The sequence below is a fragment of the Ruegeria sp. BHSB196 genome, assembly GCF_059613135.1.
On record NZ_JBXWRY010000039.1, the window covers coordinates 1 to 18,694 of the forward strand.

Genomic DNA, 18,694 nt, shown 5'->3' on the forward strand with positions numbered 1-18,694 from the left:
ACCCTGTCGCCGCGCGGATCGCGGCCATGGCCTGAATGGTGCGCAGGCGCGGCGGCGGGCCGAACGGGTTGAGATTGTTGTTGTCGCGGGTGGCGCGCCAGATCACCGGCTCGTCGGACACTTGGGTCACGGCCCAGGTCCGGCTCATCACCTGGACCGTTCTGGTTTCGTCCTTTGCGGATGCGGGTTCCGGTGCGAGCGTGCATGCGGCGGCAAGAGCGCCTGCAAAGGCAAGGGGAGCAATGCGCGGTTTCATCTAAGTCACTCCTGAAAAACTCAAACTCTGCCCGTGATTTGAACAAATAACGCGCGCGCTGTGAAGCCCCGGCGCGAAATTCCCCGCCAATGCGGCGTTTTGGCGGCGTCAGGCTTGTGCCGGTCTTCAGGGGCGCTGCCCCTCTTGCCCTTCGGGCAATTCACCCCGGGGTATTTGGGACCAGAAAGAAGCGGCAAAAATCCCACCTGCTTCTTTCTGGTTTCAAATACCCCAGGGAGTTTGAGGGACAGCGTCCCTCAACAAAATAAAAAAGAGAGCGCCGAAGGCGCACAATCCGGTCTTCGCGCCTCATGTGCGCGCAGGCGCAAGCGGCATGTGGCGGTTCACGTCCTTGTAGAGCAGATAGCGGAACCGGCCCGGGCCGCCGGCGTAGCAGGCCTGCGGGCAGAAGGCGCGCAGCCACATGTAGTCGCCGGCCTCGACCTCGACCCAGTCCTGGTTGAGCCGATAGACCGCCTTGCCTTCCAGGACATAGAGCCCGTGTTCCATCACGTGGGTTTCGGCGAAGGGGATGACCCCGCCGGGTTCGAAGGTGACGATTGTCACATGCATGTCGTGGCGCAGGTCGGCGGGGTCCACGAAGCGGGTGGTGGCCCAGCGTCCTTGGGTGCCGGGCATGGGCGTGGGGGCGATGTCGCGTTCGTTGGCGATGACCGGATCCGGCGCGGCCAGGTCCGGGACTGCGGCATAGGCCTTGCGGATCCAGTGAAACCGCGCCACCGGGCCCGCGCGGTTGTGCAGGCTCCAGTCGCTGCCGGGCGGAATGTAGGCGTAGCCGCCTTCCTCCAGCACGTGCGACCGGCCGCCGATGGTCAGCGTCACGGCGCCTTCGACGACGAAGATCACGGCTTCGGCGGCCGCGTCGGTCTCGGGGCGGTCGCTGCCGCCGCCGGGCTGCACCTCCATGATGTATTGCGAGAAGGTCTCGGCAAACCCGCTGAGCGGGCGCGCGAGCACCCAGAGCCGGGTGCCCTCCCAGAACGGCAGGAAGCTGGTCACGATGTCGCGCATGGTGCCCTTGGGGATCACCGCATAGGCCTCGGTGAACATGGCGCGGTCGGTCAGCAGCTGGTCCTGGCCGGGATGGCCGCCGGTCGGGGCGAAATAGGGGCGGTGTGCCATGAGGGGCCTCGCAGGTGTTTTCGGGCACTATGTCGGGAATGCGGGACGCCTCCTAGCGCCGGAGGCCGCATAGGTTTGTTCGGTTTTTTTTGAAGATTTGGGCGAGGGGTTTGGACAAGCGCGCCTCCGGCAGCTAGGCTTGGGCCAGCGAGATTTTGCAAGTGGATGGTCGATGAAAACCTGGATTTGCGCAGTTCTGGTCGCCGCGGCTGCGCTGGGCGTTGCCGTCGGGGCCGACGCGAAGCCCCTGTCGCGGATGGTCGCGGAGCTGGGACTGAGCCCGGCGGATTTCGAGATGATGAACGCCGCGACCAATTCGCTGTTCGCGGCGGGCAAGCCCAGCGCGGGGCAGGAGGCCAACTGGTCCAATGCGGATACCGGGGCCAAGGGCACGGTGCGGGTGCGCGAGATGCGGGGCAACTGCGCGCATCTGCAGCAGGTGTTCACGCCGGGCGGGTCCGATGCGGCGCGGGAAATCCGGACGCGGCGCTGTCTGGATGCCAGCGGGAACTGGGTGCTCACGCCCTGACGGGCGGACCGGACGCATCGGGGCGTCGAATTGGGTTTTGACGCGGCAGAGAAATCCCTTATGCAAAATGGCAGGCGTATCGTGCCGGCAGGGGCGCGGTGCGGCGGCACAGGTGGCAGTCCAGAGGAACAGCAGACATGAAATTCACCGAAGAGCACGAATGGCTGGACGCGGATGGCGATGTGGTCACGGTCGGGATCACCGCGCATGCGGCGGAACAGTTGGGCGACATCGTCTTTGTCGAACTGCCCGAGGTGGGCACCGAGGTGAGCAAGGATGACGAGATCGTGGTGATCGAATCGGTCAAGGCGGCGTCGGACATTCTTGCGCCGCTCGACGGCGAGATCGTCGAGGTGAACGAGGCGCTGGCGGACAATCCGGGACTCGTGAACGAGGATCCGACCGGCGAGGCATGGTTCTTTCGGATCAAGGCCGCCGATCTTTCGCCGATGGACGACTACATGGACGAGGCCGGGTACACCGAATTCATCAGCTGAGGCGCCGGGTTCGGGGCGGTCGCCGGCCGGTCAGTAGCCGCGGCGGCGATCGACCTCGTGCAGAAGCGGCTCTCCGGCGGTCAGGCGGCGGTAGTTCTCGGCCACGTCCCCGAGCGCATCGCCCAGATGCCAGCCGGAGACGTGCGGCGTGATCGTCACGCGCGGATGCGCCCAGAGCGGGTGGTCGGCGGGCAGGGGCTCCTGGCTCACCACGTCCAGAATGGCCTGGGCGGGGCGACCCCGGTCCAGCGCCCGCAGCAGGGCGGGTTCGTCGATCAGGTCGCCGCGCCCGGCGTTCAGCAACTGGCTGCCCGGTTTCATCGCCGCAAGCAGGTCGTCACCGAACAGGCCCCGCGTGTCGGGGGTCGAGGGCAGGATGGCGCAGACATGGTCGCATGCGCCCAGCATGTCGGGCAGGGTCGCGCCGCCGTGCAGGCACTGCACGCCATCGATGGACTTGGGCGACCGGCTCCAGCCCAGAACCCGGTAGCCGAGATCGCGCATCACCTGCGCGGTGCGCCCGCCGATATGGCCGAGGCCCAGGACGCCGACGACGGTATCGGGCGCAAAGCGGGGTTCGATCGGGTTCCATCGGGACGCGCGCTGGTCGGCCTCGTGCTGCGCCATGTTGCGCTGGGCGCGCAGGATGTAGGCCAGGAACCATTCCGCGATTTCGCGCGCCGGGGCGTCCGGCTTGAGCCGGGTCACGCGGACATGATCGGGCAGGGCGGGGTGGTGGACGATGGTTTCGACCCCCGCGCCGAGTTTCTGCACCAGCCGCAGGTTGGGCAGGGCGGCCGGAGCGTCCGGTTTCAGCGTGACCACCGCCATCATCGCGATATCGGCCGGATCGCCCCGCGTTTCCGGCGTGCGGATATCCGCATCCGGCAGCGCCTTGCGCAGTTCGGCCGCGATTTCGGCGTCGCTCATCCAGCCGGTGAGTCCGGTATCGATCAAAAGCGCCAAATCCGTTCCTCCGCCATTTTCCCGCCGGTGACGTCCCGTCACACAGCTAGACCTGTGCACGCAGCTAAGTCATCCTCGCATCCAAGGTAAAGCCCGGCTTGCCGGTGGGAGGAGACAGTTTCATGAACATGACATTCGCCATGCGCGAGGAGAACCGCAAGCTCTTGCAGCGTGTCGCGGACATGGTGCGCAACGAGATCATGCCGCTGGAAGAGGAATACCAGGCCGAAATCGGCAAGGGCGACCGCTGGCAATACACCGAGCGGCAGGCCGAGATCCTCGAAGGGCTCAAGGCCAGGGCCAGGTCCGAGGGGCTGTGGAATTTCTGGCTGACCGACAGCGACAAGGGGTTCGGGCTGACCACGGTGGAATACGCCTATTTCGCGGAAGAAATGGGCAAGACTCCGCTGGGGGCCGAGGTGTTCAACTGTTCCGCACCCGATACCGGCAACATGGAAGTGTTCGAACGCTACGGCACCGAAAAGATGAAGGAACAGTGGCTCAAGCCGCTGCTCGACGGCGAGATCCGCTCGGCCTATCTGATGACCGAACCCGACGTGGCCTCGTCGGATGCCACCAACATCGCGATGTCCTGCGTGCGGGACGGGGACGACTATGTGCTGAACGGCGAGAAATGGTGGTCGTCGGGGGCGGGCGATCCGCGCTGCAAGGTCTATATCGTGATGGTCAGGACCGGGGGCGACGAGTTGCCCAAGCACCAGCGGCAGTCGATGATCGTGGTGCCCGCCGATGCGCCGGGCATCGAGATCCTGCGCCCGATGGAGGTGTATGGCCACGACGACGCGCCGCACGGGCACATGCATATCCGGTTCACCGATGTGCGGGTGCCGGCCGAGAACATCCTGCTGGGCGAGGGGCGTGGGTTCGAGATCGCGCAGGGCCGCCTGGGGCCGGGCCGAATCCACCACTGCATGCGGGCCATCGGTCAGGCCGAGATCGCGCTGGAGCGGATGTGCAAGCGGTCGCTGCAGCGCGAGGCCTTCGGCAAGAAGCTGGCGCAGCTGGGCGCGAATTACGACATCATCGCCGAATGCCGGATGGAGATCGAGATGGCGCGGCTCTTGTGCCTCAAGGCGGCCTGGTACATGGACCAGGGCGACGCGCGGGCGGCGGCGCCGTGGATCAGCCAGATCAAGGTCGTCGCGCCGCGCGTGGCGCTCAAGGTCATCGACGAGGCGGTGCAGATGTTCGGCGGCGCCGGCGTCAGCCAGGACACTCCGCTGGCGATCGCCTGGACCCATGTGCGCACCTTGCGGCTGGCGGACGGGCCGGATGCGGTGCACCGGCGCCAGGTCGCGCGGACGGAACTCAAGAAATACACGCAGGAAAAGATCTGAAGCGGCGGTCATGTCGGAACGGAACGGGAAGCCCCCCTATTTTCGCCTGCGCGAGGATGGCGTCTTTGTCGGCAACGACCCGGTGCGCGGGCCGTGGTCGGCCGACCACTGTCATGCCGGGCCGGTCACGGGGCTGATCGCGCGGGCGGCGGAACGCGAAATCGGACCCGAGAAGATGCTGACGCGCCTGACGCTGGACGTGCTGCGCCCGCTGCCGGTGGCCGGTCTGAGGGTTGCGGCCGAAACGGTGCGGCACACGCGGACGCTGGCCACGACGCGGGTCGAGGTGCGGGATCTGGAGGGCACGCTCTGCGTCAGCGGCTCGACCATGCATCTGGTCCGCAAGGAGATGGGGCCGGTGCCGACGGCCCGCGTGGCCGCGCCCGATTTCGAGGCGGCCGGCCCCGGCCCGTTCCCGATCCGGCAGGCGCGGCACGATCTGCCGTATTTCGCGCAGTTCGTCGATGTGCTCTATCCGCCGGGCCAAAGCCATGATCCTGGGCCCAAGACCATCTGGATGCGCGCGCCGCCGCTGCTGGAGGGCGAAGGGCAGTCGCCGGTCCAGTCGCTCTGCCCGCTGGCCGATTGCGGCAACGGCATTTCGTGGAACGCGCCGCCCAGCGAGATGGGATTCATGAACACGGATCTTTCGGTGCACATCCACCGCGAACCGGTCTCGGACTGGCTGGCCTCGGACACGGTTTCGCATTGGCACGACAACGGCGTCGGGATGGCGCAGGCGGTGCTCTTCGACACCCAGGGTCCGGTGGCGACGGCGTTGCAGACGCTGGTGCTGTTTCCGCCGCGCTGACCGGCGCGCAAATTCCCGCACAGGCGCGCGCGCGCCGATTGCCGCGGGCAGCCCGACCGCTTATGTTGCGCCCATGCGACTGTTGGCAACCGTTCTGGCCCTTGGTGCTCCGCTCGGCGCGGCGGCGCATCCGCATGTCTTCATCGATACCGGGATCGAGTTCGTATTCGACGATGCGGCCCGCCTGACCCATGTGCGCGTGACCTGGGCCTATGACGATTTCTATTCGCTGCTGGTGCTGGAAGAATTGGGACTGGACCCCGAGGCCGACGGTGTGCTGACCGCCGCGGAGGAGCGCGACCTGTCGGGGTTCGATGCGCAGTGGGTCGAGGGGTACAACGGCGATCTGGTGATCACGGCGGATGGCCGGCCCGTGGCGCTGTCCGGCCCTCTGGAGCCGACCGCGACGCTGGAGAACGGGCGGATCGTGACCAGCCACCTGCGCGAGGTGGCCGGCGGCGCGGGGGTGGCGGGGCCGCTTTCGGCCAAGGCCTATGACGAGACCTATTACACGAAATACGATCTGACGCGCCCGGTCGTCATCTCGGGTCCGGTGTCCTGCGATGTGCAGCGGATCGAGCCGGATATCGACAACCGCCTGGCCCAGATGCAGCAATTCCTGCTGACCCTGGATGCCAATGCCGATCTTGAGGAAAACGACATTCCGCTGGTCGGCGCCGAATTCGCGACGGAAATCCGGATCGCATGTCCCGGTACCTGATCGTTCCCGTTCTGGTGGTGCTTGCGGTCCTGCTGTGGCTGTGGAGCAGCGGCGGGTTCGACCAGCTGGCGTTGTGGGCGGCCGAGGAGCAGCGCCTGGCGCAGAACCGGATCGCCCAGGCGCTGCGCGCGATCCGCGCGCAGCAGCCCGAGGCGGTGACGGGGCTGCTGGCGGTGTGTTTCGCCTATGGGTTCTTTCATGCCATCGGTCCGGGGCACGGCAAGGTGCTGATCGGCGGCTACGGGTTGGGCCGCGAGGTGGCGTTCCTGCGGCTTTCGGCGATCAGCCTGTTGTCCAGCCTGGCGCAGGCGGTGACGGCCATCGTTCTGGTCTATGCCGGGGTTCTGGTCTTTCGGATGTCGCGCGAGAGCCTGGTCGGCGTGACCGAGGATGTCATGGCGCCGGTCAGCTACGCGGCCATCGCCGCCATCGGCGCCTGGCTGGTGCTGCGGGCGCTGCGGGGTCTGGTGCGGGTGAACCGCGCGCCGGTCGCCGTCGCGGCGGAGGCGTGTTCGCAGTGCGGCCATGCGCATGGGCCCAGCCCGGATCAGGTCGCGCAGGCGGGCACGCTGCGCGAGGCGGCGGCGTTGATAGTGGGAATCGGCGCACGCCCCTGCACCGGCGCGCTGTTCCTTCTGGTGCTGACCTGGCAGATGGGCATCGCGGCGATGGGCATCGCCGGGGCCTTTGCCATGGCGATGGGCACGGCGACGGTGACGACCCTGGTCGGCTGGACCTCGTTCGGCCTGCGCGGCGGCCTGCTGGGATCGCCCGTCGCGGCGCGCAACGGGGCCTTGCTGGCCTCGGCCATCGAACTGGCGGCGGGGCTGCTGATCGTGACCGTGGCCGGCGGGCTGCTGATGCGCGCCGTCGCCGTCTGATCAGCCGAAGACCGGCTGCGGATACCCGACCCGCGCCAGATACAACCCCTGCGGCGGCGCGACAGGCCCGCAGGCAGCGCGGTCGGCGGCCCGCAGCGCGGCGCCGACATCGGCGGGCGTCCACGCGCCGGCCCCGACCCGTTCCAGCGTGCCGACGAAGCTGCGCACCTGGTTGTGCAGGAAGGAACGGGCGCGGACGTGGAACCGCACCTCGGGGCCGGAGAACCCCTCGGCCGACTCCACCCGCAACTCGTCGAGCGTCTTGACCGGGCTGGCGGCCTGACAGATCGACGAGCGGAAGGTGGTGAAGTCGTGCCGGCCCACGAGCCTCTGGGCGGCCTCCTGCATGGCGGCGGTGTCGAGCGGGTGGCCGATCTGCCAGACCTGCCCCTTGTCATGGGTCGCGGGCGCGCGGCGGATCAGGATGCGGAACAGGTATTGCCGTTCGGTGGCCGAGAACCGGGCGTGCCAGTCGTCGGCCACGCGGGCCGCCCGCAGCACCGCCACCGGCGCGGGTTTGAGGTGATAGTTCAGCGCCTCGGACAGCCGGAACGGATCCCAGTCCTTGGTCAGGTCGCAATGGGCCACCTGACCCAGCGCATGCACGCCGGCGTCTGTGCGCCCGGCCGCGGCGATGGTGTGCGGGCTGGGTTCCAGCCTGCCCAGTGCTTCCTCGATCGCGCCCTGCACGGACGGCAGATCCTTTTGCCGCTGCCAGCCGGCAAACGGGGCGCCCTGGTATTCGATTTTCAGCGCATAGCGTGGCATGGCGTTGCTGGTATCGCGCAGGGCGGCGCGCGGCAAGACCGGCGGTTTCGAAAGCTCTGGCAACCGCGGCGCCCCTTTCCTATCTTGTGAGAAACGAAAGGCAGGGCAGCGACTTGGTCATCTCGACATTGGCAGACACCCTCGTGCGCGGCGTCGAAACCGTGGGCGACCGGGTGTCCGAGACGTTTTTCGAGCCGGTCGTGCGGCTGGGCGTCACCGGTCTGGCGCGGTCGGGCAAGACCGTGTTCATCACGTCGCTGGTCGCCAACCTGCTGGACCGGGGCCGGATGCCCGGACTGGCCGCCGAGCAGGAGGGGCGGATCGCCGCCGCCTATCTGCAGCCGCAGCCCGATGACACCGTGCCCCGGTTCGATTTCGAGACCCATCTGGGCGCGCTGACCGGACCCGAGCCGCACTGGCCGGACAGCACGCGCTCGGTCTCGGAACTGCGGCTGTCGCTGCGGGTGCGGCCCGCCGGGCTGCTGGCCGGGTTGCAGGGGCCGCGCACGGTGCATCTGGACATCGTGGACTATCCCGGCGAATGGCTGCTGGATCTGGGTCTGCTGGACAAGTCCTATGACGACTGGTCGGCGGAAACGCTGTCGCGCATCGAGGCGCGGGCGCAGGCGGCGGCGTTTCTGGCCGAGGCGCGCGCCGCCGATCCGGCCGCCAGCCATGACGAACCGGTGGCACAGGCGCTGACGCGGGCGTTCACGGATTACCTGGGGGCGGCGCGCGCGCGCGGGTTCTATGACTGCACACCGGGCCGGTTCCTGCTGCCTGGCGATCTGGCCGGCTCGCCGGTCCTGACCTTTGCGCCGCTGCCGGTCTCCGCGCCGTCGCGCCGCCGGTCGCTGCATCGCGAGATGGAGCGGCGGTTCGAGGCGTACAAGGCGCAGGTGGTCAAACCGTTCTTCCGCGATCACTTTGCCCGGATCGACCGGCAGGTGGTTCTTGTGGATGCGCTGGGCGCGATCCACAAGGGGCCGCAGGCGGTCGAAGACATGCGCCGCGCGATGGCCGACATCCTGTCGGCCTTTCGCCCCGGCCGCAACGCCTGGCTGAGCAGTCTGCTGTTGGGCAAGCGGGTCGAGAAGATCCTGTTCGCCGCCACCAAGGCGGACCACCTGCACCACCTTCAGCATCCGCAGCTGACCGCGATCATGGAGGCGCTGACCCGCGAGGCCCGCGACCGGGCGCGGTTCGCCGGGGCCGAGACCGCCGCCCTGTCGCTGGCGGCGCTGCGGGCCACGACCGAAGAGATGCGCCCGCATGACGGGCAGGAGCTGCCCTGTGTGCGGGGCACGCTGCTGGACACCGGCAGACAGGCGGCCTTCTATCCGGGGCGGCTGCCTGCCGATCCCGCCCATCTGCTGGCGCCGGCGCGGGACGGGGCCGAAGCGTGGCTGGGCGACGACTATGGGTTCATGGCCTTTGCGCCGGCGCGGCTGACGCTGGCCCCCGGTGACGGCCCGCCGCATATCCGGCTGGACCGGGCGGCGCAGTTCCTGATCGGAGACCGGCTGTGACCGCGGTTCTGCGCGCGGCGCGAAGCACCGATGCGGGGCGGACGGGTGAAATCCTGCATGGCTTTGCGCGCGAACAGGACTGGATGCCCGAGTTGCACTCGCTGGCCGAGACCATCGGCTTTTGCGGCACGATGATCGACCGCGGGTGGGTCACGGTGGCGGAGGGTCCCGCCGGCATCGTGGGGTTTCTGGCCTGCGACCGGGCCGAAATCTGTGCGCTCTACCTGTCGCGGCCCGCGCGGGGGCAGGGCGTCGGGCGGCAGTTGCTGGACGCCGCCAAGGCGCGGCGGGTGCGGCTGGTCCTGAAGGCGTTCGAGGCCAATGCGCCGGCCCGCCGGTTCTATGAGCGCAACGGGTTTGTCGAGGCCGCGCGCGGCGACGGGTCGGCGAACGATGAAAACCTGCCCGACATCACATATGTCTGGCAACGGGAGGATGTGTCCGATGACCAACGGCCCGGTTCTGATTGATCTCGAGGGCGACGCCAAGTCCGCGCCCGATGTCGTGCAAGCGCCCCCGGTGCCGGATCTGGCGCAACCGCAGGGCCAGGCGATGCAGGCGGCGGCCCGCGTGGCGGCGCACAGGCCGTCCCGGCTGACGAAATGGTTCTGGGGCCTGACCCTGGCGGTGGTCGGGGCCGCGGTCTCGGTGGCGGCCTGGGATTTCGCCACGTCGCTGGTGGCGCGCGCTCCGATCCTGGGCTGGGCGGTCACTGCCGCGATCGCCGCGCTTGTGGTCGTCGTTCTGTTGATCGCCGTGCGGGAGCTTGCGGCCATCGGCCGGCTGTCCCGCATCGACGGGCTGCGGCGGGCGGCGGATGCGGCCCTGGCCGAAGAGGATCTGGGACAGGCCCGCGCCGTGACCGACCGGCTGCTGGCCTTCTACAAGGGCCGCGACGAGACGCGGTGGGGCCGTGACCGGCTGCGCGAGCGCCGGGACGAGCAATTCGATGCCGCCGGCCTGCTGGCCATGGCCGAGGAGGAATTGCTCGCGCCGCTGGATGCGGCGGCGCGGCGTGAGGTCGAGGCGGCGGCGCGTCAGGTCGCGACCGTGACCGCGCTGGTGCCGCTGGCGCTGGCCGACGTGGCGGTGGCGCTGGGCGCGTCGCTGCGGATGATCCGCCGGATCGCCGAAATCTATTGCGGCCGCGCCGGGTTCCTCGGCAGTTGGCGGCTGACGCGGGCGGTCTTCGTGCATCTGGTGGCGACCGGCGCGGTCGCGGTGGGCGACGACCTGCTGGAGCCGGTGCTGGGCGGCTCGATCCTCAGCAAACTGAGCCGCCGGTTCGGTGAGGGGCTGGTCAACGGCGCGCTGAGCGCCCGCGTTGGCGTGGCCGCGATGGAGGTCTGCCGCCCGCTGCCGTTTTCGCCGCGCCACAGGCCGAAGACGCGCAGCATCGTCAAACGGGCCCTGACCGGGCTGTTTTCCAGGGATTGATCTGACGCAAGGCCGCCGCGCGCCGCGTGCCGCAGGATCGGGGCAAGCGGAGGATCAGCCATGCCCGATCACGGTCACAGCCAACAGGAAATCGCGGAACGGATCAACGCGCCGCCGGGGCGCGGGGTGCTGCGCGACGTGGTCTATGGCGGGATCGATGGATCGGTCACGACCTTTGCCATCGTCGCCGGGGTGGCGGGCGCGGGCCTGTCGCCCTTTGTCATCGTCGCGCTGGGCATCGCCAACGTGCTGGCCGACGGGTTCTCGATGGCGGCCGGAAACTACTCCGGCACCAAGGCCGAACTGGACAACATCCGCCGCATCCGTGCCATCGAGGAACGCCATATCGACCTCTACCCCGAGGGCGAACGGCGCGAGGTGCGCGAGATCCTGGCCCAGAAGGGGCTGTCCGGCCAGGTTCTGGAAGAGGCGACCGGTGCGGTGACGTCCGACCGCGAGAACTGGATCGGGCTGATGCTGGAGGGCGAATACGGGCTGGGCAGCGTCGATCCGCACCCGATGAAGGCGGCGCTGGCCACGTTCCTGGCCTTTCTGGCGGCAGGTTTGGTGCCGCTGCTGCCGTTTCTGTTCTCGTTCGAACATGCCTTCGCCTATTCGGTCTGGATGACGCTGGGCGTGTTCTTTGCCATCGGCGCGTTCAAGAGCCGCTGGTCGCTGGCGCCGTGGTGGCGGTCGGGCGGCGAGACCCTGCTGATCGGCGGTGTGGCGGCGGCGATCGCCTATGGGGTGGGCACGCTGTTTCACCCGTGACGCCGCGGGCCGCGGCAATGTCGCAGGTCGCCGCGTGTGGCGCGCGCAACGCTCGCACCACTGCAGGTATTTCGCACTGTGGCCTGGCCGCGTTCGCGGATAGAGTTCCGCGAAGAAAAGGCGGAGGGTGCGTGTGGAAGCGGCTTTGGTTCTGGTTGGGCTGATCGTTCTGGCCATTCCGGTCACGATCGTCGTTCTGCTGGTCGGGCAAACCCGCCTGCGGCGCCGGGTGGAGGCGCTGGAGCGGCAACTGGAGGCCGCGGGCGGGCCTGCGGCCGTCCCTGCGTCACACGCCGATCCGGTGGTGCGGCCCGAGGCGCCCGAGCCGAAGCCGGAAGTGCGCCGGCCCGCGCCCTGGTCGCCGGCCCGGCGCAAGGACACCCCGGAACCGGCCGAGGCAGCCGGCGCGGCGGCGCCGCCGCGCGCGGTCGTGTTCCGGCAGGACAGGTTCGACGCGCTGGGGCGGTGGCTGCGCGAGAACTGGTTCTATGCGGTCTCAGCCGTGTCGCTGACCCTGGCGGGTATCTTTCTGGTGCAATACGGGGTCGAGAGCGGGTTGCTGCCGCCCGCCGCCCGTGTCCTCGCCGCGCTGGGCTTTGGCGCGGCCCTGATCTGCGCGGGCGAGGTGCTGCGCCGCCGGTTCGGCGATGACGAGGCGTCGAGCGCGGCCTATCTGCCCTCGGTCTTCTCGGGCTCGGGTCTGGTCACGCTGTTCGGTGCGGTGCTGGCCGCGCGCCAGCTCTATGACCTGATCGGCCCCGAGGCGGCGCTGGCGGCGATGCTCGCCATTGCCTTGCTCGGGCTGGTGCTGGGCTGGTTTCACGGTCCGCTGCTGGCGGCCATCGGCCTGATCGGCGCCTTTGCCGCGCCGTTCCTGGTGGGCGGATCGTCCGAGGATCCGTCGTGGCTCTACATCTATTTCTACGTCGTCGCGCTGCTGGGGCTGGGAATCGACACGGTGCGGCGGTGGGCCTGGATCTCGGTGCTGACGCTGGCCGGTGCCTATGGCGCGGCCTGGCTGCTGTCGCTGTCCGCACCCGAGACCGATGCGGCGCTGCGGATCTATGCCGCCGCGCTGGCGCTCGCTGCGATCGTCGTGCCCGCGCGGCAACTGACGCCGGTTCACGGCGGTGCCATGGTGGCGGAAACCGTGCTGAGGAAAAAGGGCGATCCCTGGCCGGAATTCCCCACCCGCCTGGCCTTTGCGGCGATGGCGGCCAGCGCGGCGTTCATCGCGCTGCCCTGGATCGGGTCCGAGGCCGGGTTCTGGCTGGCCGTGCTGTTGCTGGGCGGGCTGTGCCTGGCCCTGATCCTGTGGGCCAGCGGAGCGCGGGCGTTGCAGGATACCGCCCTGTTTCCGGCGGCCGGGCTGGTCTGGGTGGTGCTGTCCCAGGGGCTGGATCACGGTGCGGCCTATCGCGGTTTCGCCGAGACCTATGCCGAAACGCCTGAGGCGGATTTCCCGCTGATTGTCACCCTGCTGGTCGCGCTGGGCGCTCTGATCTCGGTGCTGTGCGCCCGGCGGTCGTTCCGGGCCGGACGCATGGCGGCGGTCTGGGCCGGGGCGGCGGCGGTGTTCGCGCCGGTGCTGGCGATCGCGCTGGAGCTGGCCTGGCGGCCCGCCGATGTGATCGGCCCCTATCCCTGGGCGCTGCACGCGCTGGCCCTGGGCGCGCTGATGGTGGTGCTGGCCGAGCGGTTTGCGAGGGCGGACGGCGCGGATCGGATGCGCGCCGCGCTGGCGACCCTGTCGGCGCTTTCGTGCCTGACCTTCGCCTGCATCATCGTTCTGAGCTCGGCCGCGCTGACCGTGGCGCTGGTCGCGACGGTCGTCGTCGCGGCGGCGCTGGACCGGCGCTTCACCCTGCCGCCGATGAGCTGGTTCATCTGGGCGGGAGTGGTGACGGTCGGCGTGCGCCTGGTGCTGGATCCGGGGCTGGACTGGGCCAACGCGGCGCCGGTCCCCGAGGTCGCGCTGGTCTACGGCGCGGCTGTCGCGGGCTTCGTGGTCGCATGGTGGCTGCTGAAGCCGCTGACCCGTCCGGTCGCCGCGCTGATGCTGGAAAGCGCGGCCTGGGCGACGGCGGGCATCCTCGCCTCGCTGCTGCTGTTGCGCTGGCTGGAGGGGTTCGGCGAAGGCGGGGCCAAGGACAGCCATTGGGGGCTTGGGCTGCTGGCGGTGATCTGGCTGCTTCTGGCCTTTGCCCAGGTGCAGCGGCTGGAACTGGGCGGCAAGCTGTATCCGTTCCGGGTGCTGCTGGGCGTGGCTTTCGCCGGGCATGGCGTTGCTTTGCTGGCCGAGGCGCTGACCGACTCGAATCCGCTCCTCAGGCCGGGCGCCGACCCCGTGCTGGGTCCGCCGGTCGTGAACACGCTGGCGGTCGCCTATCTGCTGCCGGCGCTGGCCATCGCGGTGTCGGCCTGGCGGATCGGGTCGATGCCCGTGCGGCTGAAGCAGATCTGCCATGCGGCGGCGCTGGCGCTTGCCGCCATTTGGCTGGGCCTGGCGATCCGCCAGTTCTGGCAGGGCGCGGCCGGGATATACTACGAAAACGGCGTGACCCAGCCCGAGCTTTACACCTATACCCTGACGCTGCTGGCGATCGGCGGTGTGCTGTTCTACCAGTCGCTGGCGCGGCGGTCGGACGTGATGCGCAAGGCGGGGCTGGCCGTGATCGGGCTGGCCATCGCCAAGGTGTTTCTGGTGGACATCGCCGGGCTCGGCGGCCTGATCCGGGTGTTCTCGCTGCTGGCGCTGGGGTTGGCGCTGGCCGGCCTGGCCTGGCTCAACCGCTGGGCCATGCTGCGCCATTCGCCGCAGCCGCCGGAACCTCTGGACCAATAGGAGCCATCATCCTATAAGCCCGGCATGACTGACCGGCTGGCCATCATCATCCGAATTACATCCCCGGCGCTCTGATCCCCTGAGACGCCGGGCCAAGGTGTTCGAGATCTCGCACCGCAAGTTCGCCGATTTCCAGACAATACTATCCGAGGGACGCCGCTGATGTGCGCCGAAACCACCACTGAAACGCCCGACTACAAAGACACGCTGAACCTGCCGCGAACCGATTTCCCGATGCGCGCGGGCCTGCCCAGGCGCGAGCCGGAATGGCTGGCCCGGTGGGAGCGGATCGGGGTCTATGACCGCCTGCGCGAAAAGAAGGGGCGCACGCCCTTCACCCTGCATGACGGCCCGCCCTATGCCAACGGGCATCTGCATATCGGTCACGCGCTGAACAAGACGATCAAGGACATGATCGTGCGCTCGCACCAGATGATGGGGTTCGATGCGCGCTATGTGCCCGGCTGGGACTGCCACGGGCTGCCGATCGAGTGGAAGATCGAGGAACAGTACCGCAAGAAGGGCAAGAACAAGGACGAGGTGAACGTGGTGGATTTCCGCCGCGAATGCCGGGTCTTTGCCGAGACATGGGTGGATATCCAGCGTGAGGAGTTCAAGCGGCTGGGGGTGACTGGAAACTGGGCCGACCCCTATCTGACCATGGACTACCACGCCGAGGCGGTGATCGCGGCCGAGTTCCAGAAATTCCTGATGAACGGCACGCTCTATCAGGGGTCCAAGCCGGTGATGTGGTCGCCCATCGAGAAAACCGCGCTGGCCGAGGCGGAGGTGGAGTACCACGACAAGGAGAGCTTCACGATCTGGGTGAAGTTCGAGGTCGTCGATCCGGCAACGGGGCAGGCGGACACGCTGGAGAGTCGCGATCTCGTCGGTGCGCATGTGGTGATCTGGACCACGACCCCCTGGACGATCCCGTCGAACAAGGCGGTCGTCTATGGTGCCGGGATCTCCTATGGGCTCTACGAGGTGACGGGCACGCCCGAGGAATGCTGGGCCAGCGTGGGCGACCGGTACATCCTGGCCGACAATCTGGCCAGGGACGTGATGCACCGGGCGCGCCTGTCGGACGAACAGTACACCCGCGTCCGGGATGTGACGGCGGACGAGCTGGCCGGGGTGGGCCTGCGCCATCCGCTGGCCGGGGCCGAGGGCTCCGACGGCGAATGGGACGACATCCGCGATTTCAGGGCTGCCGATTTCGTCACCGATACCGAGGGCACCGGTTTCGTGCATTGCGCCCCGTCGCACGGGATGGAGGAATACGAGCTCTATCGCGATCTGGGGATGCTGGAACAGGTCATCACCTACAACGTGCTGGACGATGGCAGCTTTCGCCCGGATCTGCCGTTCTTTGGCGGCACCTACATCCTGAGCCGCAAGGGCGGCGAGGGCGACGCCAACACGGCGGTGATCGACAAGCTGGTCGAGGTGGGCGGCCTGCTGGCGCGCGGCAAGATCAAGCATTCCTATCCGCACAGCTGGCGCTCCAAGGCGCCGGTCATCTATCGCAACACGCCGCAATGGTTCGCCGCCATCGACCGCGAGGTGGGCGACGGGCAGGACGCGATGGGCAAGACCATCCGCACCCGCGCGCTGAATTCCATCGACAAGCTGGTGAAGTGGTGGCCGCAGAGCGGCCGCAACCGGCTCTATTCGATGATCGAGGCGCGGCCCGACTGGGTGCTGTCGCGCCAGCGCGCCTGGGGCGTTCCGCTGACCTGCTTCACGAAAAGGGGCGCGCTGCCGACCGATCCGGATTTCCTGCTGCGCGACGAACGAGTGAATGCGCGCATCCTCGCGGCGTTCGAGGCCGAGGGCGCCGACGCCTGGTATCAGGACGGCGCCAAGGCGCGGTTCTTGGGCAACGACTATGACCCCGATGACTGGGATCAGGTCTTTGACATTCTGGATGTCTGGTTCGATTCGGGATCGACCCACGCCTTCGTGCTGCGCGACCGCGCCGACGGGACCGAGGACGGCATCGCCGATGTCTACATGGAAGGCACCGACCAGCACCGCGGCTGGTTTCATTCGTCGATGCTGCAGGCCTGCGGCACCATCGGCCGCGCGCCCTATCGCAACGTGGTGACGCATGGCTTCACGCTGGACGAGAAGGGCAACAAGATGTCCAAGTCGCTCGGCAACACCATCGTGCCCGAAGAGGTGGTCAAGCAATACGGCGCGGATATCCTGCGCCTGTGGGTGGCCCAGACCGATTACACCGCCGACCAGCGGATCGGGCCGGAAATCCTGAAGGGGGTCGCGGACAGCTATCGCCGGCTGCGCAACACGATGCGCTTCATGCTGGGCTCGCTGGCCGATTTCACCGAGGCCGACCGGATCGACCCGGCCGAGATGCCGCGGCTGGAACGCTGGGTGCTGAGCCGCCTGGCCGATCTGGATGCGCAGGTGCGCAAGGGCTATGCCGAGTTCGATTTCCAGGGTGTGTTCAGCGCCGTGTTCAACTTTGCCACGGTCGATCTGTCGTCCTTCTATTTCGACATCCGCAAGGACGTTCTGTATTGCGACGGGAACAGCCCGCGCCGCCGCGCCGCGCGCACGGTTCTGGACATCCTGTTCCACCGCCTGACCACCTGGTTGGCGCCGATCCTGGTCTTCACCATGGAAGAGGTCTGGCTGGAGCGGTATCCGGGCGAGGACAGCTCGGTGCATCTGGTGGATATTCCGCAAACCCCGGCCGGCTGGCGCGATGCGGAGCTTGAGGCGAATGTCGCCAGGGTGCGCCGCGTGCGCCGGGCGGTGACGGCGGCGCTTGAGATCCAGCGCCGGGACAAGGTGATCGGCTCCAGCCTCGAAGCGGCCCCGGTGGTGCATGTCGAGGACGCGGATGTGCGCGCCTTGCTGGCGACCTTCGACATGGACGATCTGTGCATCACCTCGGGCCTGACCGTGACCGGCGATCCGGCCCCGGCCGAGGCGTTCCGCCTGCCCGAGATTCAGGGCGTGGGCGTCGTGTTCGAAAAGGCCGAGGGCGAGAAATGCCAGCGGTGCTGGAAGATCCTGCCGGATGTCGGCCGCCACGCCCATGCGGGCGTCTGCGGACGCTGCGACGAAGCCTTGGGGTGAACTCCGGTCCGGGTGCGCCGCTTGCGGCCGGCGCACCCTTCTGGCACCGTGGGCCCATGCCCAGGATTTCCGTCGATACCCGGTTCGGCCGTCTGCGGATCGAAGAGGAGGACGCGGCCATCGTCCGGCTGACCTGGGACGGTGCCGAAGTGGATGACGCCGAAGCCTCACCGCTGTTGCGGGAGGCGGCGGCGCAGATCGGGGCCTATGACGCGGGACGGCTGCAGCGGTTCGACCTGCCCTTGCGGGTGACGGGCTCGGCGTTTCAGCGCAGCGTCTGCGACGCGATGGCGGCCATCCCGTTCGGCGACACCCGCACCTATGGCGACATCGCCCGCGAACTCGATCATCCGGCGCAGGCGGTCGGGCAAGCCTGCGGGGCCAACCCCATTCCGGTCATCATCCCCTGCCACCGCGTCCTGGCGGCCAGCGGATTGGGCGGATTTTCCGGCGCGGGCGGGATCGAGACCAAGGTGGCGCTGCTGCGGCACGAGGGCGCTGCCGGATTGCTGATCTGAACTGCGAAAAGCAGTTGCATTTGCGCCATTTGCGACACAACCTATCCTGACGACCGAATTCGAAGGACTTGTTGCATGACATCCGAGCAAGACCGCGCCGCAAGGAAAAAGGCCATCATCGACCGCCTCATGTCCCTGGAGGCCGAGGAACTGGCGACGGCCAAGGCGCATCACGATGCGTTTCTGAAGGATTCCCAACTGGACGACCGCGAAGGGCACGACAAGGACGATATCGCCGCATCGCGCGAGAACGCGGATCTTGCCGCCGCCTTCGACGCGCCGGTGCACGCGCATCAGGCCAAGATCGATGTCATCGAAAACACGAACTTTGCCCTGACCGACACCGTGGCGCCGGGCGCGGTGGTGAAATTCGACGGCCGGAACTTCGTGGTCTGCGTCTCGACGACCCGGTTCGAGGTGGATGGCGAAACCTACATGGGAATCTCGACCCAAAGCCCGATCTATCTGGCGATGGCGGGCCTTCAGGCGGGCGAGGTGTTCACCCATAACGGGCAGGAGCACGAGGTCGAGGACGTCCTGTAACGCCGGGACGCCT

17 protein-coding genes and 1 pseudogene are annotated in these 18,694 nt (G+C 68.3%); 14 read left to right on the plus strand and 4 right to left on the minus strand.

All coding sequences use genetic code 11. The features are described 5' to 3' along the window. Positions 1–256 (minus strand): annotated as a pseudogene (locus AC2FNJ_RS16125) (hypothetical protein); the annotation flags it as partial. Positions 257–565: 309 nt separating this feature from the next. Continuing rightward, positions 566–1,399 carry a bifunctional allantoicase/(S)-ureidoglycine aminohydrolase gene (locus AC2FNJ_RS16130; protein ID WP_496765665.1) on the minus strand — a complete coding sequence of 278 codons (834 nt, stop codon included), beginning with the start codon at positions 1,397–1,399 and terminating at the stop codon, positions 566–568. A gap of 172 nt (positions 1,400–1,571) precedes the next feature. Here AC2FNJ_RS16130 and AC2FNJ_RS16135 point away from each other — a divergent pair, with 172 nt between their 5' ends. Together AC2FNJ_RS16135 and gcvH are read left to right on the plus strand one after the other, a co-directional pair. After that, positions 1,572–1,928 carry a hypothetical protein gene (locus AC2FNJ_RS16135; RefSeq protein ID WP_496765667.1) on the plus strand — a complete coding sequence of 119 codons (357 nt, stop codon included), beginning with the start codon at positions 1,572–1,574 and terminating at the stop codon, positions 1,926–1,928. A 137-nt stretch (positions 1,929–2,065) separates the two neighbouring features. Further along, positions 2,066–2,425, plus strand: a complete 360-nt coding sequence (gcvH, locus tag AC2FNJ_RS16140; RefSeq protein WP_496765669.1) for a glycine cleavage system protein GcvH — start codon at positions 2,066–2,068, stop codon at positions 2,423–2,425. 30 nt (positions 2,426–2,455) lie between these two features. On the opposite strand, the gene AC2FNJ_RS16145 is transcribed toward gcvH, so the two are convergent. Then, positions 2,456–3,391, minus strand: a complete 936-nt coding sequence (locus AC2FNJ_RS16145; RefSeq protein WP_496765671.1) for a 2-hydroxyacid dehydrogenase — start codon at positions 3,389–3,391, stop codon at positions 2,456–2,458. A 122-nt stretch (positions 3,392–3,513) separates the two neighbouring features. On the opposite strand from AC2FNJ_RS16145, the gene AC2FNJ_RS16150 reads away from it, so the two are divergent. The 4 genes from AC2FNJ_RS16150 to AC2FNJ_RS16165 all read left to right on the plus strand — a co-directional run bounded on the left by AC2FNJ_RS16150 (position 3,514) and on the right by AC2FNJ_RS16165 (position 7,162). Then, on the plus strand, positions 3,514–4,749 hold the full coding sequence (locus AC2FNJ_RS16150; protein ID WP_496765672.1) for an acyl-CoA dehydrogenase family protein: 1,236 nt from the start codon (positions 3,514–3,516) through the stop codon (positions 4,747–4,749). Positions 4,750–4,759: 10 nt separating this feature from the next. Then, entirely contained in the window at positions 4,760–5,560 is an 801-nt protein-coding gene (locus AC2FNJ_RS16155) for a thioesterase family protein (RefSeq protein ID WP_496765674.1), read from the plus strand. A 73-nt stretch (positions 5,561–5,633) separates the two neighbouring features. Then, entirely contained in the window at positions 5,634–6,281 is a 648-nt protein-coding gene (locus AC2FNJ_RS16160) for a DUF1007 family protein (protein WP_496765675.1), read from the plus strand. Next, a complete protein-coding gene (locus AC2FNJ_RS16165) occupies positions 6,266–7,162 on the plus strand; it encodes a nickel/cobalt transporter (RefSeq protein ID WP_496765676.1) in 897 nt (298 codons plus the stop codon). Before AC2FNJ_RS16160 ends, AC2FNJ_RS16165 begins: the two co-directional genes overlap by 16 nt. Here AC2FNJ_RS16165 and truA read toward each other — a convergent pair whose 3' ends face one another. Next, complete coding sequence (truA, locus tag AC2FNJ_RS16170) at positions 7,163–7,930, minus strand: tRNA pseudouridine(38-40) synthase TruA (RefSeq protein ID WP_496765722.1); 768 nt, start codon at positions 7,928–7,930, stop codon at positions 7,163–7,165. A gap of 113 nt (positions 7,931–8,043) precedes the next feature. On the opposite strand from truA, the gene AC2FNJ_RS16175 reads away from it, so the two are divergent. The 8 genes from AC2FNJ_RS16175 (at position 8,044) to AC2FNJ_RS16210 (ending at position 18,681) form a co-directional block, all read left to right on the plus strand. Then, the gene (locus AC2FNJ_RS16175) at positions 8,044–9,459 is read left to right on the plus strand and encodes a YcjX family GTP-binding protein (RefSeq protein WP_496765678.1); all 1,416 of its coding nucleotides are present in this window, start codon (positions 8,044–8,046) and stop codon (positions 9,457–9,459) included. Further along, positions 9,456–9,929: a GNAT family N-acetyltransferase gene (locus AC2FNJ_RS16180; protein WP_496765679.1), complete on the plus strand. Its 474-nt coding sequence runs from the start codon at positions 9,456–9,458 to the stop codon at positions 9,927–9,929. The genes AC2FNJ_RS16175 and AC2FNJ_RS16180 overlap by 4 nt, the downstream gene beginning before the upstream one ends. Next, the gene (locus tag AC2FNJ_RS16185; protein ID WP_496765681.1) at positions 9,904–10,896 is read left to right on the plus strand and encodes a YcjF family protein; all 993 of its coding nucleotides are present in this window, start codon (positions 9,904–9,906) and stop codon (positions 10,894–10,896) included. The genes AC2FNJ_RS16180 and AC2FNJ_RS16185 overlap by 26 nt, the downstream gene beginning before the upstream one ends. A 60-nt stretch (positions 10,897–10,956) precedes the next feature. Beyond that, on the plus strand, positions 10,957–11,667 hold the full coding sequence (locus AC2FNJ_RS16190) for a VIT1/CCC1 transporter family protein (RefSeq protein ID WP_496765683.1): 711 nt from the start codon (positions 10,957–10,959) through the stop codon (positions 11,665–11,667). Positions 11,668–11,800: 133 nt separating this feature from the next. Next, a complete protein-coding gene (locus AC2FNJ_RS16195) occupies positions 11,801–14,512 on the plus strand; it encodes a DUF2339 domain-containing protein (RefSeq protein ID WP_496765684.1) in 2,712 nt (903 codons plus the stop codon). 162 nt (positions 14,513–14,674) lie between these two features. After that, a complete protein-coding gene (ileS, locus tag AC2FNJ_RS16200) occupies positions 14,675–17,620 on the plus strand; it encodes an isoleucine--tRNA ligase (protein ID WP_496765686.1) in 2,946 nt (981 codons plus the stop codon). Between the two features lie 56 nt (positions 17,621–17,676). Continuing rightward, the gene (locus tag AC2FNJ_RS16205) at positions 17,677–18,138 is read left to right on the plus strand and encodes a methylated-DNA--[protein]-cysteine S-methyltransferase (RefSeq protein ID WP_496765688.1); all 462 of its coding nucleotides are present in this window, start codon (positions 17,677–17,679) and stop codon (positions 18,136–18,138) included. A gap of 75 nt (positions 18,139–18,213) precedes the next feature. Continuing rightward, the gene (locus tag AC2FNJ_RS16210; protein WP_496765690.1) at positions 18,214–18,681 is read left to right on the plus strand and encodes a hypothetical protein; all 468 of its coding nucleotides are present in this window, start codon (positions 18,214–18,216) and stop codon (positions 18,679–18,681) included. Positions 18,682–18,694 lie beyond the last annotated feature (13 nt).